Raw genomic sequence first — 23236 nt, 5'->3', positions numbered from 1 at the left:
CGCCCATGGCCCGTGACACCACCGACCAGACGCCGATCCGCACCGTCGCAGACATGGCGGATTACCTCGCCGCCGGCAGCAAGCCGAAGGAGAAGTTCCGTATCGGCACCGAGCACGAGAAATTCGTCTTCTTTACGGCCGACAACAGCCCCGTGCCCTATTTCGGCGAGGCGAGCATATCGGCGCTGCTGAACGGCATGCAGGCCAAGACCGGCTGGGACCCGATCATGGATGCCGGCAACATCATCGGCCTTGCCGAACCCTCCGGCATGGGCGCCATCTCGCTGGAGCCCGGCGGCCAGTTCGAGCTTTCCGGCGCGCCGCTGGAAAACCTGCACCAGACCTGCAAGGAATCCAACCAGCACCTCGCGACGCTGCGCGAGATCGCCGAGCCGCTCGGCATCCGCTTCCTCGGCATGGGCGGCAGCCCGAAATGGACCTTCGCCGAAACCCCGCGCATGCCGAAAAGCCGCTACGAGATCATGACCCGCTACATGCCGAAGGTCGGCACCAAGGGTCTCGACATGATGTACCGCACCTGCACGATCCAGGTGAACCTCGACTTCTCCTCCGAAGCGGACATGCGCCGCAAGATGCAGGTCTCGCTGAAGCTGCAGTCGATGGCGACCGCCCTCTTCGCCTCCTCGCCCTTCACCGAGGGCAAGCCGAACGGCCTGCTCTCCTGGCGCGGCGACATCTGGCGTGACACGGACAACAACCGCTCCGGCCTCATCCCCTTCGCCTTCAAGCCGGACTTCGGTTTCGTCGACTATGTCGAATGGGCGCTCGACGTGCCGATGTATTTCGTCGTGCGCGACGGCAAGTACCACGACTGCACGCACATCACCTTCCGCCAGTTCATGGCCGGCGCGCTGAAGGGCGAGATCGCCGACTGGGAGCCGAACCTCGGCGACTGGACGAACCACCTTTCCACGCTGTTCCCCGACGTGCGGCTGAAGCGCTTCCTCGAAATGCGTGGTGCCGACGGCGGCCCGTGGCGGCGCATCTGTGCGTTGCCCGCCTTCTGGGTGGGCCTGCTCTACGATGATGGCGCGCTCGATGCCGCCGAGCGGCTTGTGCGCGACTGGACGGTCGAGGAGGTGACGGCGCTGCGCGATGCCGTGCCCGCAGAAGGCCTCAAGGCCGATTTTCGCGGCAAGCCGCTGCTCGATGTCGCCCGCGAAGTGGTCTCGATCTCCCGCCAGGGCCTTGCCGCCCGTGCCCGGGTCAATGGCGAGGGTATCGACGAAACGATCTTCCTTGCCCCGCTCGACGAGGTGCTGGCGAAGAAGGCGACGCTCGCCGAAGACATGCTGGCGCTCTACAACGGCCGCTGGAACGGCTCCGTCGAGCCGGTCTTCACCGACTACCAGTACTGAGGCACGACACCAAAAAGCGGTTTGCGCGGCCAGAATTCCCGTTATAGTGCAGGCACATGCCTGCCAACGGGAAAGGGTTCGTTATGCTTTCGCTCTACGACATGATGATGCAGGCGCAGAACGGCAATGCCGTCGAGACCATGGCGCGGCAATTCGGGCTGGCGCAGGAACAGGCGGCCAAGGCCATCGCGGCGTTGACGCCGGCCTTTTCCGAGGGCTTCAAGCGCAATGCCGCCAATCCCTACGACCTTGCCGCCTTCATGACGGCGCTGACCTCGGGCGACCACGCGAAATATTTCGAGGACATCAGCAAGGCCTTCACGCCGCAGGGGCTTGCGGAAGGCAACGGCATCCTCGGCCATCTCTTCGGCAACAAGGATGTTTCCCGCGCCATCGCCGCGCAGGCGGCGCAGATGACCGGCATCGGCCAGGAAATCTACAAGCAGATGCTGCCGGCCATGGCGAGCACGCTGATGGGCGGCATCTTCAAGCAGTCCCTCGCCCCCTTCTTCCCCGGCACGGGCAGCGCGGCACAGGCCAATCCCTTTGCCGACATGATGCGGCAATGGGCCGAGGCGACGGGCTTTGCGAAGAAGCCGGAGCCGGCCAACCCGTTCACCGACAATCCTTTCACCCAGGCCGCCCAGGAATTCTTCGGCACGAAGAAGGATGCTGCGCCCGCCAATCCCTTCGCCGACAATCCCTTTGCCAAGGCCTTCCAGGACATGATGACGGGCATGGGCGGACAGCCGGCGGCGAGCGAAAAGCCGGGCGCATCCGAGGGCTCGCCGGCGGATGCGCTGAAAACCCTCGTCAACACGATGTTCGATACGGGCCTGGAAATGCAGAAGGATTATCAGCGCAACATCGAATCGATCTTCGAGACCATGCGCAACGGCATGGAGACGGACGGCGGGAAGAAGGCCTGAGTATCAGGCGTCCCTCCCCGGCATCGAGCGCCGGCAGGCTGGCTATTTTATGCCGCCGAGTGGTTTTTCGAACAGGACGGTGGTGAGGCCGCTCTGCCATTCCTCGTCCGGATAGCGCGCCATCTCGATGTAGCCCAGCGCCTTGTAGAAGGCCTGGGCCTGCGCGTTGAACGTATCCGTTTCAAGCCGCGCCTGCCGAAAACCCTTTTCGGCAATGTACCGCTCCGCCCGGATGAGCAGACGGCGCCCGATGCCCCGGCGCTGGAAGGCGCAAGGCACATGCAAGGCGTCGATGAAATCGTCAATGTGATAGAGCAGACCGGCAACCTGCCCGTCGGCCTCGGCCACGAGCATGTCCGCACCGCAGCGCGCGACGAAGCGTCCGCCGATATCCGTCTCGACATAGCGGCGGGCGGCGGCTTCCGTGATCTGCGGCTGCCAGGTGCTTTCGAACGTATCGCGCAGTATGGCCCTCATGACAGGGAAGTCTTGCGGGCGCGCCGGACGGATCGAAATCTCGTCGATCATCGCGCTATCTCTTTGTTTTCAGGCAATTCCAGGGTGAAATCGATTCTCGGGAAATCTTTGAAAAAGCCCGACGTGGACCTTGGGAGTCGCACGCCGGGCAAGCGGCAGGGCTATTGGCTCTCACCCTGCGGGGAAGTCAGGTGCCGACCCGGGAGATAGGTCGGCACCATCGGAAATCAATCCATACGGCCGCTGCGCAGGTGACGACGGGCGCGCTCGCGCGCCGCGATCGTCAGATGCAGGCCCGCATCGGCGAAGAAGGACGCGGCCCGGACACTTTGCACATCGCTCCGGCACAGCCCCATATCGTAGAGCTGATGATCGTCGAGTTCGCTCAAGCGATTGACCATGCGGCGATTCTGCCAGGCGCGGACAAGCTTGTAGGCGGCGTTGCGAACACGGGCGAAGAGGCTCGAAGCCGGACGGCGCGTTGCGAGGATATCGATTTCCAGTCTGCGGTCGATCATGCGCATGGCATTTCTCCTTTCCGGCCCGGCGATCCATCGTCCTTCGATGGGGTTTCGCGCGGCACTCGTGATCGTTCGTCGCCCACAGGGATCGGGCGGCGGTTCAAAGTCGGTTTGCAAGAAGAGCCGTCACCGGGAGGTCGAGGGAGGCGGCAGATCCTGTCGAAGGATGGCCCGGCGGAAAGGTCAATCGTTCGACACTTGCTTTTTCGCAGAAAGCCATTGATCAGTCCAACGAATGTTTCTAATAGTATCAATCAAACAATCTTATGGATATCGTTATGTCCGCTCCGCTAGACATAGACCAGCTCCAGACCTTCGTCGCGATCGCTGATACCGGCAGCTTCACCCGTGCCGCAGAGCGGGTCTTCAAGACGCAGTCGGCCGTTTCCATGCAGATGCGGCGCCTGGAGGAGCGCATCGGCAAGCAGCTCTTCATGAAGGACGGCCGCGGCAACCGGCTGACCGCCGAGGGCGAGCGCCTGCTCAACTATGCGCGCCGGATGCTGCGCCTCAACAACGAGGCCATCGCCGCCTTCGACGACAACCGCCTCGAAGGCCTTCTGCGCATCGGCACGCCCGACGATTATGCCGACCGCTACATGCCCGAGATCATCATGCGGTTCGCCAAGACCCATCCGAATGTGGAGCTCTTCATCGTCTGCGAGCCCTCGGTGGACCTCGCGGAGAAGATGGCCAAGGGCGAGCTCGACATCGCGCTCGTCACCCACAATCCGCGCCAGCGCCAGTCCGACGTCGTGCGGACCGAGCCGCTTTGCTGGGTGATGTCGGCCAACCACCCGATGCCGGAAAACGCGCCGGTGCCGCTCGCCGTCGGCCGGCGTGACTGCCAGTGGCGGCAGATCGCCTGCGCCGCGCTCGATTCGGTCGGACGCGACTACCAGGTGCTGTTCACCAGCTGGTCGTCGACCGTCGTTGCCGCTGCCGTGATGGCAGGCATGGCCGTTTCGGTTCTGCCCGAATCAGCGCTGCGCCCCGGCATGAAGGTGCTGACGCAGGCGGACGGCTTTCCGCCGCTCGCGCCGGTGCAGATCGGCATCATGCGGCGGCCGGGCCTTTCGCCCTCGCTCTCCAATGCCATCACCAGCCATATCACCGCCTGTCTCGACAACATCACGCCGCTGAGCGCCGCCGACGACCTGCCGGAGGCCGAGGTAAAACTCTTCCCGCGCATGCAGCGGCTCAGGCCCGGCAACATCCTGCCCGGATGGTGACGCAGCTTCCCCTCGACGGCATCCCCGCAGGCAAGGCCGGGCCGTCGACGGTGACAATCCGCCCTGCCCGTCAAGACGAAATCGAGGCGCTGCGCCAGATCGAGCGCTCGGCCGCGCAGGCCTTCCGGCTGATCGAGGCCTTCTCGTGGCTCGCCGTCGGCGACGTACAGAGCGCCGAGCGGCACCGCGCGCTCATCGAAACGGGAACGAACTGGGCGGCGGCGGCCGGAAACGATCATCCTGTCGGCTTCCTGAGTGCGGAGATCGCCGGGCGGGAGCTGCATATCTGGGAGATTTCCGTCGATCACCTGCACCAGGGCTTCGGCATCGGCCGAAAGCTGATCCGGCACGCGATCGACGCGGCGGCGGCGCGCGGGCTCGACGCGGTGACGCTGACGACCTTCCGCACCATTCCCTGGAACTGCCCGTATTACGAGCGGCTCGGCTTCCGCACGCTGGACGAGGCCGCGCTCTCGCCGCGCCTCAAGGCGGTGCTCGACCTGGAGGCCGAACACGGGCTGCAGCGCGACACGCGCTGCGCCATGCGCCTCGACCTGCCGGAGGCATGAAGCCGGCAGGCCCCTCGGCCGCTCAGGCGAGATTCTTCTTCAGGAAATCCACAGTGCGCTGCCAGGCGAGATCGGCCGCGGCCTTGTCGTAGCGCGCGGCGGATGTGTCGTTGTTGAAGGCGTGGTTGACGCCGTCATACATGTGGATCTCGAAGGTCTTGCCGTTTTCCTCCAGCGCCTTGCGATAGGCGTCGATGCCGGCATTGATGCGCTCGTCGAGCCCAGCATAGTGCAGCATCAGCGCGGCCTGGATGCCGGGCACGTCCCCGGCCTCCGCCTGCGCCCCGTAATAGGCGACCCCCGCCTTCAGGTCCGGCGACCTGGTGGCGAAGCGGTTGACGAGGCCGCCGCCCCAGCAGAAGCCGACGGCGCCGACCTTGCCGTTCGCCCCGTCGAGCTTTGCGAGGAACTGCAGGCTCGCCTCCGCATTGGCCACCGTCGCCGCCGGATCGAGCTTGCCGATCATCTCGCGCGCCTGGTCCTCATCGTCCGGCGTGCCGCCGGCGGGCGACAGGAAATCGGGCGCGAGCGCGATGAAGCCTTCCAGCGCCATGCGGCGGGCGACGTCGCGGGTGTGCGGATTGAGGCCGCGGTTCTCGTGGATGATGATGACGGTGCCGAGCGGGTCCGTCGCCTCCTTCGGCCGCACCAGGTAGCCCTTCATCTCGCCCGAGCTGCCGCCATAGACGACATCCTTGGCGGCAAGGCGCTGGTCGTCCGAGGTGATGATCTCGGCGCTGGCGGAATTGGCCGCCAGCAGCGGGACGATGGCCGCCGCCGCCGCACCCGAGCCGGCAAGCGCCGTCAGGCGCTCCATGAAACGGCGGCGGTCGAGCGTCAGATGGGTGTATTCGTCATAGGCGTTGATCATCGCCTGCGTGATCTGCGGCTTGTCCATGGCGGATCCTCCGGCTGGTTCTTCGCAGGATAAGATAGGCCGCGCGCGAAAACCTGCCGAACACAACTGCGTTACCGGCAGATCAGGTAAAGGCGAGCCAGATGCCGAGCCAGACCCAGAGAAGGCCGAGCACCGCAAACCCGGCGATGAAGAGCGGGCGGCGATGGCGCAGGCGATTGCCGGTGACATGCACATAGGCGTGGACATAGCGCAGCGCCACGAAGAGCCAGCCGCCAGCAACCGTCGCCGGATTGTCCGCATCGACGAGATAGAGCAGGATGCTGACCGCATAGAACAGCACCGGCAGCTCGAACTGGTTGGCGATGGCGTTCTTGACGACGAGGCTTTCGGCCGGCTCCTCGCGGTTTTCGCGGAACTGCTCCGGCCGCGCATGCCCCTCCCGGACCGCGCGCATGCGGCGCATGGAGAGCAGCAGATAGAGGCAGAAGACGAGCGCGACATGCGCGATCATCGGCCAGATCGTGGCTTCCGTGGGAGACATGGTTATCCTTCGGCCTGTCGGCAGGTCTTCGTTTCATGCAGTTCCGGGGAAATGCACCCGATGCATACGGGTTTCCGGCGCAGGCCTCAACCCGAAAGGCCGGCCCGGCAGGCCGAAGGAAGCCATCCCTATTGCGGCGTCAGGGTTTCGGTGCCCGAACCGTCCTTGCCGCTGATCGTCCAGGCGCCTTCCAGCGAGCCGTCGCCCTTGACCTGGTAGACGATGAGGCCGACCGCATCGTCGAGCACGTAACCGGCGGCGAAGGCGTCGCCATAGAGCATGCAGATGCCGCTCGATGTGGTCGAGCCAGTGTGCCACTCGATCGAGCAGGTCGTCTCGCTCGTCAGCTCGATCGTCGCGGTGCCCTCATAGGTCGAGCCGTCGAGATTCGTGCCTTCGACATCATAGGTGCCGGCATTGACCGTCTGCGCATGCGCAGGCACGACCAGCCCCAGGCCCAGAAGGGCGCCAGCCAGTATCTTCTTCATGTTGTCCCCCAGTGAAACCGGCGAGATTGCCGGTGACGCGATCCTAGCGCATGCGTGGAAAAACAAAACTGGATTCGCGCAGGATCCGGAGACGAAAATGCCCGGCAAAGCCGGGCATTGAAAGGCATATCAGCTTATGGCGATCGATCAGACGGCGCCCGGATAGTTCGGGCTTTCGCGGGTGATCGTCACGTCGTGGGCGTGGCTTTCGCGAAGGCCGGCGCCGGAGATCCGCACGAAGGTCGCCTTCTCCTGATAATCCTTGATGTCCTTGCCACCGACATAGCCCATCGAGGCCTTGAGGCCGCCGGCGAGCTGATGCAGCACGCCCGAGACCGGGCCCTTGTAAGGCACCTGGCCCTCGATGCCCTCGGGCACCAGCTTCAGCGTGTCGCGCACTTCCGCCTGGAAGTAACGGTCGGCCGAGCCGCGCGCCATGGCGCCGACGGAGCCCATGCCACGATAGGCCTTGAAGGAACGGCCCTGGTAGAGGAACACCTCGCCCGGGCTCTCATCCGTGCCGGCGAGCAGCGAGCCGACCATGACGGCGGAGGCACCGGCGGCGATCGCTTTCGCAAGGTCGCCGGAGAATTTGATGCCGCCGTCGGCGATGACCGGGATGTCCTGGGCCTGCGCCGCCTCGACGGAGGACATGATGGCCGCAAGCTGCGGCACGCCGACGCCGGCGACGATGCGCGTCGTGCAGATCGAGCCCGGGCCGATGCCGACCTTGACGGCATCCGCGCCGGCATCGATCAGCGCCTTGGTGCCGTCCGATGTCGCGACGTTGCCGGCCATGATGCGCACGGAGTTCGACAGCTTCTTCACGCGGGTGACGGCGTCGAGAACGCGCTGCGAATGGCCGTGCGCGGTATCGACGACGATGAGGTCGACGCCGGCCTCGATCAGCCGTTCGGCGCGCTCGAAACCGTCGTCGCCGACGGAGATGGCGGCGGCGGCGCGAAGCCGGCCCTGTGCATCCTTCGAGGCATTGGGGTTGAGCTGCGACTTCTCGATGTCCTTCACCGTGATCAGGCCGACGCAGCGGCCGTCACCGTCGATGACGAGCAGCTTCTCGATGCGGTGGCGGTGCAGCAGGCGCTTTGCTTCCTGCTGGTCGACGGTCTCCTTCACCGTGATCAGGTTTTCCCGCGTCATCAGCTCGTAGATCTTCTGCGTCGGGTCGGAGGCGAAGCGCACGTCGCGGTTCGTCAGAATGCCGACGAGGCGGCCGGCCTTGCCGTTGCCGCCGTTCTCGACGACCGGGATGCCGGAAATGCCATGCGCCTTCATCAGCGACAGCGCGTCGGCGAGCGTCGCGTCCGGGCCGATCGTCACGGGATTGACGACCATGCCGCTCTCGAACTTCTTCACCTGGCGGACTTCCTCGGCCTGTTCGGCGGGCGTCAGGTTGCGGTGGATGACGCCGAGGCCGCCGGCCTGGGCCATGGCGATGGCAAGGCGGCTTTCCGTCACCGTGTCCATGGCGGAGGAGAGGATCGGCAGGTTGAGATCGAAATCGTGCGCGATGCGGGTGGCGATGTTCGTCTGGCCCGGCATCACCTCGGAATGGCCGGGTTGCAGGAGAACGTCGTCGAAGGTCAGGGCTTCGAGACCGGTTGCCGTTTCAATGATGCGCGCCATGGGCCAAGTTCCTTTGAGGGTAAAGCTTGCGCACCAAGGGGAACATTGGGAGTTGTCCGCCTCGGTCGCTTGCAAGAAATTCTTGGAAGTTGGCGAGGGCTGGTAACACGTTCATGACGGATTGGGAATAGCAAAAGCGGCCGGTTCACCGCATTGCCGCATTGACGAATTCTTAGCCGTGTCTCCTGCCGGTCTTTTAAATCTTTGCGTGTATAACCGTTTTCGTGGCCAGGACAGCAAGGCCAGCGCTCAAAGCAACAATAGAAGAACGGGGAAATCGATGTCTGCATTGAAGAAGAGAGCCCGCGCGCTCGAAGACGAATTTGCCTACCAGCAGGAATTCATGTTCAAGGCCCAGGCGCGCCGCAATGCGCTTCTCGGTCTGTGGGCTGCCAATACCATGCATCGCCCCGATGGCGACGCCTATGCCCGTGAACTGGCCATGGCCGATGTCGGCGCACCGGATGGCGCCTTCAATCGCGTCCGCGCCGACCTTCGCTCGGCGGGCGTCGACTGTCCCGACGAGGAACTGCGCGACCGCATGGTCGTGATGCTGAAGGATGTCGCCAGGGACATGCGCGGCTACTGAGAAATCCCTTCGTTGAAACGGCCCGCCCATGACGAGGCGGGCCGTTTCGGTTGCGAAGGCTGGAAATTCCTAGACGTCGAACTGGTAGCTCACCGGCACGAAGCGGTAGCCCTCGCCGGCCTTCTCCACGAAACCGGCCGCCGGGAACGGCATGTGGTAGCCGATGAAGGCGAGCCTGTCGGTGGCGATCATGTCGAAGACCTTCTTGCGCGTCGCGGCCGCTTGAGCCTTGTCCATGTCGAAGCGCACCTCCCAGTCGGGCCGCTGCAGCGAGAGCACGAAATGGTTGGCGGTATCCGCCGTCAGGATCAGCGCCTTGCCCTCCGATTCGACGCGGAAGATCATGTGCCCCGGCGAATGGCCGAAGGCGTCGAGCCCCCGAATACCGGGCACGACCTCGCCCTCGTCCTCGATGAAGGTGAGTTTTTCCGCCAGCGGCTGCACCTTGGCGAGCACGCCCTGGTGGCCCTGTTCGGCCGGTGTGCCCATGCGCTCGGGGTTGACCCAGAAATCATATTCCGTGCGGCCGGTGACGTAGCGCGCATTCGGGAAGGCCGGCTTGCCGCCCTCCATCAAGCCGCCGATATGATCTCCATGCATATGGGTGATGACGACGACGGAGACCTGGTCCGGCGTGTAGCCGGCATAGTTCAACCCTTCGACAAGGCGCCCCATGCCGTCCGCGCGCCCGCCTTCGCCCATGCCGGTATCGAACAGCACGACCTCCGATCCGGTATCGACCAGCGTCGGCGTGAAGCTGTTGACGAAGCTGTCGGCCGGCAGAAAGTTTTCCGTCAGCAGCGCACCGACGGCCTCGGCGGACTGGTTGGTGCCGAATGTCTCGTTCGGCGCGCCGGAGGGGCGCATGCCGTCGCGCACCGTCAGCACGCGGAAACTGCCGAGCTTGAAGCTGCGGGTCTCAAGGGGGCTTACGCGCCTGTCGGTGGCGTCGCTTTCCGATTGCGCGAGGGCGGCGGCGCGGTTCAGCACCAGCGGCGCGGCCAATGTGCCGATGCCGGCGGCGAGAAACAAGGACCGGCGCGAGATTGTCGAATGGTCTCCCATGGAACTTCCTCTTTGGTGAAGGGCTGCCTTGCCGGTCTACCCCCGGCATCGGCATGAAGATGACACGCGTCCATCTAGGGCGCTGTCACGATCCGGGCACGCGGCATCACGGGCTTGTGATGCCCAAATGGGGGCCGGCCGTTCAGCGTGCCCCTTGCTTTGGCTCGCCGTCTTGCATGTCGCCCCCGCAAGACCGCCGCGCCCTTTTGCACAGGCCGGCCTCGACGCCCATCCGCATGATTTGACAGATCGCAACGAGGGGCGCAGAAGACGGGCGGGCCTGCGCAAGGGCCTCGTACCCCGATTTGCCGATGAACCGTATCGTCCCGCTCATCCTTGCCGTCGCTCTCTTCATGGAGCAGATGGACTCCACCGTCATCTCCACCTCGCTGCCGGCCATCGCGGCCGATCTCGGCGTGGGGCCGATCACGCTCAAGCTGGCGCTCACCTCCTACATGGTGTCGCTCGCGACCTTCATTCCGCTCAGCGGCTGGATGGCCGACCGGTTCGGCGCAAAACGCGTCTTCCGCCTCGCCATCCTCGTCTTCGTCGCCGGTTCCATCCTCTGTGCGGTTTCCGGCAGCCTCCTGGCCTTCGTCGTCGCGCGCTTCCTGCAGGGCATGGGCGGGGCGATGATGACGCCCGTCGCGCGCCTCGTGCTGGTGCGCAGCACCTCGCGCTCCGAACTCGTCTCCGCCATGGCGCTGCTGACCATCCCCGCCCTCGTCGGCCCGCTCGCAGGTCCACCGCTCGGCGGCTTCATCACCACCTACTTCTCCTGGCACTGGATCTTCCTGATCAACGTGCCGGTCGGCATCATCGGCTACGTGCTTTCCGGCATCTACCTGCCGGATATTCGCGCCGCCGCGCCGCCGCCGCTCGACTGGCTCGGCTTCGTCCTGAGCGCGGTGGCCGCCTCAGGCACGATGTTCGGCCTCTCGGTCGTCAGCCTGCCGGCCCTGCCGCCCGTCATCGGGGTCGTCGCCACCCTCGTGGGACTTCTCTGCGGCGTGCTCTATGTACGCCACGCCCGCCGCCACCCGGCGCCGCTGCTCGACCTCCGGCTTTTCCGCGACAGCGCCTTCCGCGCCGCCTCCATCGGCGGCACGCTGTTCCGCATCTCGGTCGGCGCGGTGCCCTTCCTGATGCCGCTGATGCTGCAGGTCGGCTTCGGCCTCTCGCCCTTCCAGTCGGGCCTCGTCACCTTCACGGGCGCTATCGGCGCCATCACCACGAAATTCCTCGCCAAGCGCGTTCTGACCTTCGCCGGCTTCCGCACGACGCTGATCGTCGCCAGCATCTGCGGGGCGATCCTCACCTTCGTGAACGGCCTCTTCACGCCCGCAACGCCCTTCTGGTTCATGGCCGGCGTGCTCCTGATCGCGGGTTTCGCCCGCTCCTTCTTCTTCACCAGCGTCAACGCGCTGTCCTTCGCCGACATTCCCGATGCGGATGCCAGCAAGGCGACCTCGATGAGCGCCGTGCTTCAGCAGATCAGCCTGGCGCTCGGCGTCGCCGTCGCCGGCGCGATCCTCGAAATCGAAACCGCGATCACCGGTTCGCCGCTCGAACTTGAGGATTTCCAGACCGCCTTCATGATCATCTCCGCCCTGACGCTCGCCGCCGTCCTGCCCTTCATCACCATGGCCAAAAACGCCGGCGCCACCGTCTCCGGCCATCGCCTGCCGGCGCGGGAGGAAGAAACGGCGGCGGTGAAATAACCTCACCCCGCCCCATCCCGCGGATCGGCGCGGCCTATTCCGTCCTCTCGCAGACGGCGGCGAGCTTGTTGCCGTCGGGATCTCGGATGAAGGCCGCGTAGAAGCTGGCGTGGAACGGGCGCAGGCCGGGGGCGCCCTCGTCGATGCCGCCGGCGGCAAGGGCTGCGGCGTGGAAGGCGTCGACGGCGGCACGGGTCGGGGCGACGAGCGCGATGGTCACGCCGTTGCCGAAGGTGGCGGGTTCACGGTTGAACGGCTCCACCACCCAGAAGCGGCAGCGCACGTCATCCCTTCCCGCGTAGCCGATCTCATCCGGCGCCTGCTTCTGCCTGATATAGCCGAGCAGCGGCAGCACCGCATCATAGAAGCGGCCGGCGCGTTCCAGATCGTTCGTGCCGACGGTGGTATAGAGCAGCATCAGGCGTCCGCGTCCGCTTCCGTCTCGGCCGCCCCGTCCCTCGCCTTGCGGCCCTTGAAGCCCTTGGCGAGCAGGAACATCTCCACCGATTCGGCGCGCGAGGCGCCGGGCTTCACATGGATGACCTGCTTGAAATTCTGCTTGAGCATGTTGAGCAGCTCGCGCTCCGTGCCGCCCTGGAAGGTCTTGGCCAGGAAATGACCGCCTTCCGCCAGCACCTCGACGGCGAAATGCGCGGCGACCTCGCACAGATGCATGGTGCGCAGGTGATCCGTCTGGCGGTGGCCGGTCGTCGGGGCGGCCATGTCGGAGATGACGAGGTTCGGCGTTCCGCCGACCGCCGCGATCAGCTTCTCCGGCGCATCGGGCTCGAGAAAGTCCATCTGGAGGATGGTGACGCCCGGCAGCGGGTCCATTTCAAGGAAGTCGATGGCCGCGACGCGCGGATCGGCATCCGTCGAGCCGGTCACCTTGGCGGCGATCTGCGACCAGCTACCGGGCGCCGCGCCAAGATCGATGATGCGCTTCGCGCCGGCGAGGATGTTGTGCTTCTCGTCGATCTCCAGGAGCTTGAAGGCCGCGCGGGCGCGATAGCCCTCCAGCCTGGCGCGCTGCACATAGGGATCGTTGATGTGGCGTTCGAGCCAGCGGCGCGAGGAGGCCTTCAGCTTGCCCTTCTTGACCTTCTGGCCGAGCTTGCGGCCGGTGCGGTTGCCGCCGACGGGGGGCTTGGTCATGACGCCTGTCCTTCGGGCTTTGCCGGGTTGCGGGGCCCGCCGCGGTGGTTGCGGCGGTGGCGGCCGCGGCGCCAGACGCCGTCATCGGCCATCATGTCGGTGAGCAGGCCTTCGCGCAGGCCCCGGTCGGCGACGCGCATGCGGCGCGAGGGCCAGCGCTTGCGGATCGCCTCCAGGATGGCGCAGCCGGCGAGCACGAGGTCCGCCCGGTCCGGCCCGATGCAGGGATTGGCCGCGCGGGCGGAGAAATCCCAGGAGAGGAGCCGCGCCTGCATGGCCGTCACCTCGTCGTCCGAGAGCCAGACGCCGTCCACCCGGCGCCGGTCATATCGCGGCAGGTCGAGATGCACGCCGGCAAGCGTCGTCACCGTGCCCGACGTGCCGATGAGATGGAAATCCTCCGGCGCCACGCGCACCACATCGCCCGGGCAATCGAAATTCGCCAGCATGGCCTCGACCTCCGACACCATGCCCGCGAAGCTCTCGGGCGTCACGTCCCGCCCGCCATGGCGCTCGGACAGCGTGACGACGCCGACCGGCAGCGACGTCCAGTGGGTGATGTGGTTGGCGAGCCGGCTGGAGCGGTTCTCGCCGATGCGGATGACCGCGATTTCCGAGGAGCCGCCGCCGATATCGAAGAGCACGACCGATTTCGCCTCGCGCCCGACCAGCGAGGAGCAGCCGGACACGGCAAGCCGCGCCTCGGTCTCGCGGTTGATGATCTCAAGGTCGAGGCCGGTCTCCTGCCGCACCCGCTCCAGGAATGCTTCGCCATTGATCGCCGCACGGCAGGCCTCGGTGGCGATCAGCCGGGCGCGGCGGATGTTGCGGTTCTTCAGCTTGGCCGCGCAGATCTTCAGCGCCTCGACGGAGCGGTCCATCGCCTCGTCGGAAAGCCGGCCGCTCGCCGCAAGTCCCTCGCCAAGGCGCACGATGCGCGAAAAGGCATCGACGACCCGGAACTGGCCGGGCCGCGTCGGCTGGGCGATGAGAAGGCGGCAATTGTTGGTGCCGAGGTCGAGCGCGGCATAGAGCGGCGCGTCATAGCCCTCGCGCTCGGCCGGTCGCGGAGCCGAGTGCACCTCCCGGCGCGGTTCCGGAGCGTGCGGAACGGGCCGGGTCTCGACGGCCTGCGCGGTCGCGGGATGCGGGACGGCCGCCTCGGCGGCGACAGGCACGGTACGCGCAGCCGCCTTCTTGCCGCGATGCTTGCGACGGCTCCTGCGGCCTTCCGCCTGGCGCTGGTCCTCGCCGGAGGCTTCCCGCTGGCCGACGGGGACAAGCGGGCGCACGTTCTCGCCGCCGGCAGCCTTGCCGCGCCGGCGACGCTTGTTCCTGCGCGCGGTATCGCCACCGTCGGTGGCCTTGGGGCGCTCAGCCGATCCGGACGAACCGGCCGCCTGGCCTGCGGACAGGGACGCGGCAGAGGGACTTGTCGCGCCCTTCTGCTTGCCCTTGCGGCGGCGCGACCGCTTCGGTCGCCCCGCATCGCCCGCATCTCGCGCCCCGGAAACGGGCGGCTTCACGCCGCTGTCGGGGTCGTTCACGTTACTGCCTATGGCGCCGCGCAAAGCTTCAAAGCTGCAAGCAGGCGCTCTCTCGATCTTCGTTGCCGCGACATTACCAGCGCCCGGCCCGTTCGCCAAATTCTTTTTATGACGGAACCGCGATGCACGGCCAGGGACAGGGCAGATGCATTTTTCCCGAAAAAACCATTTGCATCTCGCCGCCTTTTGTTTATAAGCCCGCCTCACAGGCACCGGCCAAGCCGGCTTCGCCCCTGCTGGGGAATAGTTCAACGGTAGAACGACGGACTCTGACTCCGTTAATCTTGGTTCGAATCCAGGTTCCCCAGCCACTTTCCTCTTAACTCATTGAAATCATTTGCAAACATCGCGCCATCTCCGGCGGGATGAAGCGCTTTGCTACAAACCGCCGCTACAAAGGCGAGCGAAGCAGCTTGGCAGTTCCTTCCAACGTCGTCCGACGCGGGCGCATGTTTCATTTCCGAAGAGTCGTTCCCGCCGATTTGCGCGACAGGCTGAAACGACGCGAGTTCGTGCGCACGTTGGGAGCCTGCTCCCCCAGGACAGCGCGGCTGCGAGCGGACGAACTATATCGGCTCACCGAAAAACTTTTCGAGAGAGCCCGCGCAAATCCCATGCTTACCGACGACGAAATCACCCGCCTCGCACAGCAATTCTACAACCATATTCTGGCAAGGGAGCACGCCGGCCGCGCTTCCGGCACGTATCTTACAGAGGATGGGCGTGCCGCACGCGCCAAATTCTGGGCCGACGTAGCCGAACAAACGCGCAAAACCCTTGGCGGCAATACGCTTGACACCGGGCTTTGGGCATCCCATGCCGCTGCCCAGATGGCCGGCTTGTCCTGGCCCTCGCTTGACGAGGAAGAACGCCATCAGTGCAAGGAAGCGGTTCACCGCGCTGGCATCGATCTCGCGGAAGCACTGAAAGCTCGCTATGAAGGCGACTTCGACTATGAACCGAAAAGCAAGCTCCTCCGCCAGACCTTGGCCGAGGCACGCCCTGTAACGTCTGCTCCCGTGCCGGCGCGGCAATCGGATGTGCAGTCGGAGCCGCTTTTTTCGACGGTCTATCCGATCTACATCGAAGGCCAGCTCCGGCGCAAAGAATGGAAACAGCAAACCGGTAACCAGGCCGATGCCACGTACCGGCTTTTCATCCAGATTTGCGGGGACAAACCGGTAAGCCGGTATACGCGGGCGGATGCCGGACAATTCCGCGCAACGGCGGAGCGTTTGCCTTCCGACTACGGTAAGGCTTCCTCATACAAAACCTTCACACCCGATGAAATCATCCGCGCCCATGAAAAGCTGCCTGATAGCCAGAAACAGCCTCTGTTGACGCAGAAGACCATCAAGCGTCATTTCTCTGCTCTCTCCGCCATGTGGAGTGAGGCCATCGCCACCGGCAAGGCAACGGAAAACATCTTCTCCGGCTTCAAATTTGCTTCGGTGAAGCGGGCTGTCGATGAGCGGGACCAGTGGACCGATAAGGAACTCACGGTTCTGTTCGGCTCTCCCGTCTGGTCCGGGTGCTTGTCCACAGGCCGTCGCTCTCAGGCAGGTGCGCAAATCATCCGGGACGAGAAATTCTGGATACCGCTCATCACCCTGTTCAGCGGCATGAGGCTGGAGGAAATCTGCCAGCTTCGCACCGATGATATCCGGGAGGAAAATGGAATCTCCTTCTTCGACATCAACGACCGCCCGCCGCGCCAGTTGAAGGACAGGAACGCCATTCGGCGCGTCCCGATCCACAGCGATCTCATCCGCATGGGTTTCCTCACCTACATCAAGACGCTTGGAAAAGGATCGCAGCCGGTGTTTCCGGCCTTGAAGCCGGGCGGAGCGGACGACAAGCTCGGCCACGGCTTCACCAAGTGGTTCACCCACTACCGGAAGGCCATCGGCGTTTATCGCAAGAACCTCGATTTCCATTCCCTGCGCCATACCGCGACGACGTTGATGCACCAGGCCAACGTTCCGACGCTCGTCATCGATCATTTGACGGGCCACAGCACGCCAGGGGAAACAGCTCGGTACACCAAAAATTCGAGCCTGCAACAGCTCGCGACCGCGATAGAGGCGATCAAGCCCGGCCTATCTCTGGAACATCTTCATAGTGGCCGTTGAAAGCGCACCCGGAGCCCGAAACGCTCCGGGTGTACGCCGAAAATCAACTGGCCGAACTGGTTACGCCCGCCTTTATCGCGAAGGGGAGAATGATCGATCCCATCGATCCAATCCCCTCTCTCCCCTTCGATCTAATCCCTTTCCCCTCTGCCTTCCCTCTTCTCCCGATCAGAGAACGAAACGAAGCAAAATCAGGAAACCAATCCATGCCGTCCAAACGCCGTACCGACCCCACCAAAGCCATGGCCGAAGCCGAGGCAGTCCTAACACGCGCCGGGGTCAAATTCGTGCAGCACTCGTCATTTCATCTCAAGGTCCAGAGCTTCAATTTCTGGCCTTCGACCGGCAGGATTGCTCGTGGTTCGACCAAGGGCGAAAAACTGGGCCTCGCCGTGTTTATCCGCCTGCTTCGCGATGCCGGACTTACAAATGCCCATGCCCTCAGTGTCGTCAACGATCCCGATGCATTTATCGTGAAGCTGCCGCCGCAAGAGCCCGGCTTCGAGACTTATTGAGGCAAACCATGAATGGGCGTAGGCGGGAAATCGCCAGGTCCCGCCTACGCCCTAAACGCAGGTTTTATCGTCACTTTTTCTCAACGGACCTCCAGAGTTTCAGATGAATGGAGGTCCGAAGTTTTCAGGTCAGTACAATTCCCACCAATCCGGTTCGTTGATAAGCCGTGCCTGCCAAGCCTGAACCTCAGACCCGGAATACAGTTCATCAAGGCGGCGCTGGTCAAATTTCGAGACGAACGTCCAGCCGACCTCCTCACCCCACTTCTGACGGGCCTTCGTGTCCAGATCGCGGGAAATCCCATAAATCTGCCGTGTCCGAATAGGCAGGATGTCGGGCCGCTCTCCGTGTGGCAACCACGGCTTCATGAACTCCACTGCATACTGCTTCCGGCCCTCGTGATCGAAGACCCAGAAGTCTTCCGGCACTGTCTTAATCGTGTAGCGGAACTTGAGAGCCTGGTTGGCGTAGTGTTCCGGCCGTCCCCAACTGTTCGAGTATTTTACATCCACCGCGTTCTTGGGCGCGGCCAATCCAGACTGCTGTTCCCACCAATCTGCCAGGAAAACACGAAATTCATCCCTCAAATCGACCGGAACCGTGCAGAGCATGTGGAAATGCAAGCCGTGCGTATATCCACTGCGCTCCAGCACAAAGATATAACTATGGTTCGTTTCCTCGGTCATGTGGAACCGCGCCGAGCGCTTCGGGCGGGCTTTCAGCCAACCGGCCACAGCTTTGTTCATCACCGGGATCAACGTCGCGAATTCCGCGTGGCTCGTCAGGCCCAGATATTTGGCCGTCACCGTGATGAAGGTGTTGAAGCCCCAGCCGTCACGCAGCACCTTGAACGACATGGCGTTGTACAGCTTCCGGGCTTCATCCCGCAACTCTCCGGAATATGCGCGTCCATCAACATATTGCCGCACCTTCTTCCGGCACGGCAGAGTATCAGGCATCGGCAGCCAATTTTTCATTGGCGCTGTCGGTTTTACAAACGCTGTTCCGAACAGGTCCACATCCGCCCAACGGGCGCAAGGCGACGGTATGATGGGAAACTTCCAACAGGCGAAATGGGTATCTATGTCCGTTTCCGTGTCGATCTCGAAAATCCCCGACGCATCTTGGCGCGGGTATTTCCGAGAGATTTCCTCATCATCAGGCAGGGCATTCATGCGATCATCAAATGTCATCGGACATCTCCATATTGATCGCGATCTCGATTGCAGGCAGCGTCTGCGTAGCAATGACCGCCTGCAATATAGTCATTTCGGCCTCCCTTTCACACTTCAATGGGGAAGAAGGTGCGCTAGTTGCATGATGGCAACAGGCGACACTTCGGGAATAAGTCGCATTTCATATGAATTTCCAGCGACTTAATCTGAATCATCCTCGCTTCTCTGAAATCGAGGATTTTCGCCATATGCCGAACGCCGCTGCAAAGCCGACACCCTTCATTCAGGATAATTTCGCGGAAACCATACCGCTGATCCCCGAGCCGATCCTGAGCCAGCACCGTTGCCTGGAACTCAACGACACCCGTTTCACCGCTGCCGCCCGCCTGCTGCAATCTCTCTGGAGGCAGGACCAGAACCTGCCCATCGGCCGCCATCGCAGCCCCTCCGGTGAAACCCGCGAGATCGGTTCCCGGTTATCCATGGCCGCTGGCCGAGCCGGGGCCAACTTTCTCGACCCTTCCATTGCCTCGCTGGTGCGTCGTGAACTGATCTACCGAGAAATCGGGGCCTGCATCGACGCCGACCGGCTGTTCCGCAATCTGCTTTCATCCATGCCGCTGGTTTTCAATCTCTTCGGGCTGCTCAAGCGCAATCCCGAGCTTGCCACCCGCGTCATGCGCCTTGTCCTCCCGGGCTTCACCGGCACCGTCACCCAGGTTCTGTTCGAACATTCACCAGGGCGAGGCCATCCGGCCTTCACCGCTGATTACAGCGCCTTCGACGCCTTCGTGCGCTATCGCACCGAGGATGGCAAAAGAGGCTTCATCGCCGTCGAGCAAAAATACACCGAAACGCTCCAGGAAACGACGCAGCCGACCAGGCCGCATCTCGACCGCCTTTCGGAACAATCCGGTCTATTCAAAGATCCCCATGCCGACAGCCTGCGCAACAACCCCTGCCAGCAGCTTTGGCGCGAGCATCTGCTTGCCGCCAGCATGATCCAGCGCGGCATCTATGACGAAGGCACCTTCATCGTCATCGCACCTCGTCCCAACTGGTACGCCCAGAACGGCATCACCGCCTATGCCCGGCATCTGAAAAAGCCGGAAGCCCGCCAGCCGGCCTTTACCGGCATCTTCCTCGAACGCTTCATCGAAGCTATCGGGACGGCCGGAGAACTCGATTTCGCCCAGCAGCTACACCACCGTTATTGCGATTTTGCACGGATCGACCAGATCATTGATGCCTATCTCGAAGTCGAGGATCAGGCAAGCGTGGAGACACTGACCAGTTCGCCGGGTGAAACGTTCACTGGCTGAAGGATAAAGTCTATCAAAAGGGCCGGAACACTGCTGCGGCCCGAAAGGATAGCGTCCTCATTCGTCTGAGTCGATCTCCTCGACGTTTCGTTGCGCAGCTGCATCAACGGCAAGGCCGAATTTAGCGAGAAAACTCTGCTCTGCAGCAAGAATGGTGGCTTCGCGTTTAGCAATGAATTGCTCAAAGTTGTCATTGATAAGGTCGCAAAACGCATCTTCGCTGATAAAGTGCGATCGTAGTACGCCATCGCGATACGGACTGCTCTGCAGCTGAACAAATGCCGCTTGTGCGTTGCGCCCATAGCCTTCTGGCAGAATCACCCGGTTAGCTGGATTCGAGACAGTCGGGCGCCGTCGATTCGGGAAAAAGTAAGGAATGTCGCGGGCGGCGGCATCACCGAAGATTGCCGAACCATTGATCTGGTTGCCGTTTGTCGGTTCTTGTGGCTGCCCTGAGATAATCTGAACGAGCAATGAGGCCCGGACGCGAGCGGAGCGACGATCGTACGATTCTGGAAATGGCCGGATAGGTCGATTGAAAAAGAAGGCTTCAACATCCTTCGTCGCCTGCACGCCTCCGAGAGCAAGCGCCCGCATGACGTCACCTGCTTGTCGAAGATCGGTTGTATTCGCTCCAGCAAACCACCCGTTGAATGACGTGGCCCAGAACCATTTGGCCAACAGGTCTGGGTGATTCTCCTGAACGGCGTTATTCGTCCGCTCGCTGAAGTAGATCGAGAGCATCACCATGATCGATGCATAGGGCAGCAGTCTGCTCGTCCGCACGCCAAGGCCGACTAAGAAGTCCGCCGCCTCCGCCATCGCCGCCTTTGCACGAACGACGGCGGGCCGCATCCGATCATGAGAGTCTCGATTCACGATCCGCTCATACGAAGGCCGTGTAAAATCTAGTTCAGCAAGCGCCAAAACTACCTGGAGTACAATCCGGCGCTGTAGATCTCCGAAGCCCTTTTCGCGAAGCATACCGATGATGTCGTCGATTGCGGTTGACAGATCGAAATCGCCCTCGCCGACATCGCGAAATGTAAGCGCCGACACCATCTGGTCAGGGGTCATGTCGCGCCCGCGTTGGTTCACGCGCGCGAAAATAGTAACCGCGTCGTCCAGTGAACCCGATCGCATAACGGTCATGGGAATGCGGTAGTCTCGAATCGCCCTCTGAACCGCATCCGCACGATCCAGGAGCAGGTTCGCCTCGCTTTCACTGAAATCCGGCGAACTGGCCAACTCGCGGGTTCGACGCGCAAAATCGACCGTTCGCAAGACACTGCGAAGTGGCAACAAATACAACGGCACAGCTGATCCGCTGCGATCCTTGAGGTGGACGAACTGCTCTGCCCGAAGATCGTAGGCGATCCACCACCTCCACTGATCCATGCGATCTCGAGGATAGTTATCAGGCAGTCTCAGCACCCCAAGAAGCGTGGCGAGCCGCTGATGCCCATCGACCACGTAGGACTTCATCACCGGCTCTGAGACAGGAAGCTCGATCGGGCCGATAGCATCCAGACTGGTGATGTCCTTTCGATCGGTCTGCCAGATCAATAATGAGCCGATCGGAAATCCTCGCACCACGCTGTCGAACAACTGGATCATATCGTCGGGCGACCAAACATAAGGCCGCTGGAAGCGAGGGACGCGGTATTCGCCCGACATAACGAGATCGACTAGGTCTGCGACCGGTACGATCTCAGGTTTGGCCGTAGCCGCAGGAAGCATCGTCATATCACATGCTCTCGTAGATCGAGCGAAACAGGTTCAATAGCTCGGCACGCATCTCTGCGGAAACCAAATCTTGCTCATTCGTGTTCGGACGCTTTCTCGGATCGACGAATATCTCAGAGAGGCTGCGACCGAACCCATGCATTAGAAGATTCCAGTCGTTGGAGCAAATGTTGCCATAAAGATTCTTCTGCCCCATGGTCACATGGGTCGAGGACAGAAAGTTTTCTTTGCTCGGCTCGCTGTCTCTTTGGAAGCGGAAACCCCGCTTCATATGGTAGAAGCGCCGCTGATCAGGAGACATTCGGAATAACGCGGCAACGCGTTGCTTGAACAAATTGCCGGTATCGATCTTCAGCAAGTTCTTCTCGGACAGATAGCTCTCGATCGAACGCCCTTGGAGTTGGTGGACGAAACTAACGTGTGGCTGGACATCCTCAATGAGCTGGACACCCGCAAAAACCCGTGGCGTTAGCGGCGGCGGAATGATTCACTGGCGGCGAGCAAAGATGGAGCGCCGTCATGGACCCGCAGTCACTGTTCAGCCTGAACGATCACCTTAAGGCCCTGAGCAAGGAGGGCGATCCGCTCGAGGTTCTGCAGGAGACGGTGGATTTCGAGTATTTCCGGACCTGGCTGATCGAGGGACTGGGATACGGCGACGGTTCCAAGGGTGGAAGACCACCTTTTGACCCCGTCATGATGTTCAAGGCGCTGATTCTTCAGGCGCAGCACAACCTGTCGGACGCCCGCATGGAATTCATGATCCGGGACCGGCTGAGTTGGATGCGCTTCCTGGGACTATCGCTGGGGGATCGCACTCCGGACGAGAACACCATCCGGCATTTCCGCAACCGCATGACCGAGACGGGGACGCTGAAGCGGGTGATGAAGGCCTTCGACTGGCAACTCCAGAAGAAGGGCTACATCCCGATGTCGGGGCAGATTGTCGACGCCTCGCTGGTGCCGGCGCCCAAGCAGCGCAACACCGATAGAGAACGGGAGGCTATCAAGGCGGGCAAGTCGGCCGAAGAGATCTGGCCCGATGAACCGAACAAGGCGGCCCAGAAGGACACCGATGCGCGCTGGACACTGAAGATCGGCGGCAAGGTGCGGTATCGGGAAGACGGAACGCCGCTGCCGATGATCGCCTTGCCGGTGTTTGGCTACAAATCCCATATCGGCATTGATCGCCGCTATGGGTTCATCCGGTCGATGGCGGTGACCTCGGCATCGACGGCCGATGGACGTCTTCTCAGGCGGGTCATCAGCACCGACAACACCGGTTCCGAGGTCTGGGCCGACAGCGCCTATCGCTCGCAAAGCAACGAGAAGTGGCTCGGCGACAGGATGCTGACCAGCCGCATCCATCGCAAGAAGCCCATGGGCAAACCGATGCCGAGGGCGACGGCACGGGCCAATGCGCAGAAGTCCTCAATCCGCGCTCATGTCGAGCATGTGTTTGCCCATCAGAAGAACAGGTTCGGCCTGTTCATCCGCACCATCGGCCTTGCCCGCGCAGAGGCGAAACTGGCCCTTGCCAACCTGGCCTACAACTTCGACCGCCTGATCTTCCACGAACGCCGACGCGCCATGGCCTGAATCTGTCCGGGATTCGGCGAAGCCGCCGAA

At 62.8% G+C, this 23236-nt stretch carries 23 protein-coding genes and 1 tRNA gene; 11 read left to right on the top strand and 13 right to left on the bottom strand.

Annotated elements, in window-relative coordinates; all coding sequences use genetic code 11:
• Positions 1–5: 5 nt before the first annotated feature.
• Together shn_RS03505 and shn_RS03500 are read left to right on the top strand one after the other, a co-directional pair.
• Entirely contained in the window at positions 6–1379 is a 1374-nt protein-coding gene (locus shn_RS03505; RefSeq protein WP_064329171.1) for a glutamate--cysteine ligase, read from the top strand.
• 83 nt (positions 1380–1462) lie between these two features.
• Positions 1463–2308 carry a DUF937 domain-containing protein gene (locus shn_RS03500; RefSeq protein WP_064329170.1) on the top strand — a complete coding sequence of 282 codons (846 nt, stop codon included), beginning with the start codon at positions 1463–1465 and terminating at the stop codon, positions 2306–2308.
• Positions 2309–2350: 42 nt separating this feature from the next.
• Here shn_RS03500 and shn_RS03495 read toward each other — a convergent pair whose 3' ends face one another.
• Both shn_RS03495 and shn_RS03490 read right to left on the bottom strand, forming a co-directional pair.
• Positions 2351–2836: a GNAT family N-acetyltransferase gene (locus shn_RS03495; protein WP_064329169.1), complete on the bottom strand. Its 486-nt coding sequence runs from the start codon at positions 2834–2836 to the stop codon at positions 2351–2353.
• 176 nt (positions 2837–3012) lie between these two features.
• Positions 3013–3309 (bottom strand): DUF1127 domain-containing protein, encoded by a 297-nt coding sequence (locus shn_RS03490; RefSeq protein ID WP_064329168.1) that lies wholly within the window; start codon positions 3307–3309, stop codon positions 3013–3015.
• A gap of 275 nt (positions 3310–3584) precedes the next feature.
• Here shn_RS03490 and shn_RS03485 point away from each other — a divergent pair, with 275 nt between their 5' ends.
• Both shn_RS03485 and shn_RS03480 read left to right on the top strand, forming a co-directional pair.
• Positions 3585–4538, top strand: coding sequence for a LysR substrate-binding domain-containing protein (locus shn_RS03485; RefSeq protein ID WP_064332411.1), 954 nt, complete (start codon positions 3585–3587; stop codon positions 4536–4538).
• Positions 4535–5107 (top strand): GNAT family N-acetyltransferase, encoded by a 573-nt coding sequence (locus shn_RS03480; protein ID WP_206362197.1) that lies wholly within the window; start codon positions 4535–4537, stop codon positions 5105–5107. The genes shn_RS03485 and shn_RS03480 overlap by 4 nt, the downstream gene beginning before the upstream one ends.
• A gap of 22 nt (positions 5108–5129) precedes the next feature.
• On the opposite strand, the gene shn_RS03475 is transcribed toward shn_RS03480, so the two are convergent.
• From shn_RS03475 to guaB, 4 genes are all read right to left on the bottom strand, one after another.
• Positions 5130–6005 carry a dienelactone hydrolase family protein gene (locus shn_RS03475; RefSeq protein ID WP_064329167.1) on the bottom strand — a complete coding sequence of 292 codons (876 nt, stop codon included), beginning with the start codon at positions 6003–6005 and terminating at the stop codon, positions 5130–5132.
• A gap of 82 nt (positions 6006–6087) precedes the next feature.
• A complete protein-coding gene (locus shn_RS03470; RefSeq protein WP_064329166.1) occupies positions 6088–6507 on the bottom strand; it encodes an MAPEG family protein in 420 nt (139 codons plus the stop codon).
• Positions 6508–6635: 128 nt separating this feature from the next.
• Positions 6636–6995: a hypothetical protein gene (locus shn_RS03465; protein WP_064329165.1), complete on the bottom strand. Its 360-nt coding sequence runs from the start codon at positions 6993–6995 to the stop codon at positions 6636–6638.
• A gap of 147 nt (positions 6996–7142) precedes the next feature.
• Complete coding sequence (gene guaB, locus shn_RS03460) at positions 7143–8639, bottom strand: IMP dehydrogenase (protein WP_064329164.1); 1497 nt, start codon at positions 8637–8639, stop codon at positions 7143–7145.
• A gap of 280 nt (positions 8640–8919) precedes the next feature.
• Here guaB and shn_RS03455 point away from each other — a divergent pair, with 280 nt between their 5' ends.
• Positions 8920–9228, top strand: coding sequence for an ATPase inhibitor subunit zeta (locus shn_RS03455; RefSeq protein ID WP_064329163.1), 309 nt, complete (start codon positions 8920–8922; stop codon positions 9226–9228).
• Positions 9229–9297: 69 nt separating this feature from the next.
• Here shn_RS03455 and shn_RS03450 read toward each other — a convergent pair whose 3' ends face one another.
• Complete coding sequence (locus tag shn_RS03450; RefSeq protein ID WP_064329162.1) at positions 9298–10293, bottom strand: MBL fold metallo-hydrolase; 996 nt, start codon at positions 10291–10293, stop codon at positions 9298–9300.
• A 311-nt stretch (positions 10294–10604) separates the two neighbouring features.
• Here shn_RS03450 and shn_RS03440 point away from each other — a divergent pair, with 311 nt between their 5' ends.
• A complete protein-coding gene (locus tag shn_RS03440; protein ID WP_064329160.1) occupies positions 10605–12014 on the top strand; it encodes a DHA2 family efflux MFS transporter permease subunit in 1410 nt (469 codons plus the stop codon).
• A 34-nt stretch (positions 12015–12048) separates the two neighbouring features.
• On the opposite strand, the gene shn_RS03435 is transcribed toward shn_RS03440, so the two are convergent.
• Genes shn_RS03435 through shn_RS03425 form a run of 3 tightly spaced genes read right to left on the bottom strand, consistent with a single transcriptional unit; the run spans position 12049 to position 14716 of the window.
• Positions 12049–12432, bottom strand: a complete 384-nt coding sequence (locus shn_RS03435) for a VOC family protein (protein ID WP_064329159.1) — start codon at positions 12430–12432, stop codon at positions 12049–12051.
• Positions 12432–13169 carry an RlmE family RNA methyltransferase gene (locus shn_RS03430; protein ID WP_064329158.1) on the bottom strand — a complete coding sequence of 246 codons (738 nt, stop codon included), beginning with the start codon at positions 13167–13169 and terminating at the stop codon, positions 12432–12434. Before shn_RS03430 ends, shn_RS03435 begins: the two co-directional genes overlap by 1 nt.
• Positions 13166–14716, bottom strand: a complete 1551-nt coding sequence (locus shn_RS03425; protein ID WP_064329157.1) for a Ppx/GppA phosphatase family protein — start codon at positions 14714–14716, stop codon at positions 13166–13168. Before shn_RS03425 ends, shn_RS03430 begins: the two co-directional genes overlap by 4 nt.
• A 237-nt stretch (positions 14717–14953) precedes the next feature.
• Between shn_RS03425 and shn_RS03420 the strand changes: the two genes are divergently transcribed.
• From shn_RS03420 to shn_RS03410, 3 genes are all read left to right on the top strand, one after another.
• A tRNA-Gln gene (locus shn_RS03420) sits at positions 14954–15027 on the top strand.
• 54 nt (positions 15028–15081) lie between these two features.
• Positions 15082–16848: a site-specific integrase gene (locus shn_RS03415; protein ID WP_064329156.1), complete on the top strand. Its 1767-nt coding sequence runs from the start codon at positions 15082–15084 to the stop codon at positions 16846–16848.
• 89 nt (positions 16849–16937) lie between these two features.
• Positions 16938–17363 carry a hypothetical protein gene (locus shn_RS03410; RefSeq protein ID WP_145925858.1) on the top strand — a complete coding sequence of 142 codons (426 nt, stop codon included), beginning with the start codon at positions 16938–16940 and terminating at the stop codon, positions 17361–17363.
• A 129-nt stretch (positions 17364–17492) separates the two neighbouring features.
• Here shn_RS03410 and shn_RS03405 read toward each other — a convergent pair whose 3' ends face one another.
• Entirely contained in the window at positions 17493–18557 is a 1065-nt protein-coding gene (locus shn_RS03405; protein ID WP_145925857.1) for a hypothetical protein, read from the bottom strand.
• A gap of 167 nt (positions 18558–18724) precedes the next feature.
• On the opposite strand from shn_RS03405, the gene shn_RS03400 reads away from it, so the two are divergent.
• Entirely contained in the window at positions 18725–19861 is a 1137-nt protein-coding gene (locus shn_RS03400) for a hypothetical protein (protein ID WP_145925856.1), read from the top strand.
• 57 nt (positions 19862–19918) lie between these two features.
• On the opposite strand, the gene shn_RS03395 is transcribed toward shn_RS03400, so the two are convergent.
• Both shn_RS03395 and shn_RS03390 read right to left on the bottom strand, forming a co-directional pair.
• Entirely contained in the window at positions 19919–21607 is a 1689-nt protein-coding gene (locus shn_RS03395; RefSeq protein WP_064329152.1) for a 6-hydroxypseudooxynicotine oxidase, read from the bottom strand.
• A gap of 1 nt (position 21608) precedes the next feature.
• On the bottom strand, positions 21609–21965 hold the full coding sequence (locus shn_RS03390) for a hypothetical protein (protein WP_064329151.1): 357 nt from the start codon (positions 21963–21965) through the stop codon (positions 21609–21611).
• 161 nt (positions 21966–22126) lie between these two features.
• Here shn_RS03390 and shn_RS03385 point away from each other — a divergent pair, with 161 nt between their 5' ends.
• Positions 22127–23206 (top strand): IS5/IS1182 family transposase, encoded by a 1080-nt coding sequence (locus shn_RS03385; protein ID WP_064328982.1) that lies wholly within the window; start codon positions 22127–22129, stop codon positions 23204–23206.
• Positions 23207–23236 lie beyond the last annotated feature (30 nt).

The sequence above is a fragment of the Shinella sp. HZN7 genome (assembly GCF_001652565.1).
In the GTDB taxonomy this organism is placed as follows: Bacteria; Pseudomonadota; Alphaproteobacteria; order Rhizobiales; family Rhizobiaceae; genus Shinella; species Shinella granuli.
This window is presented reverse-complemented; position numbering and strand designations above follow the sequence as displayed.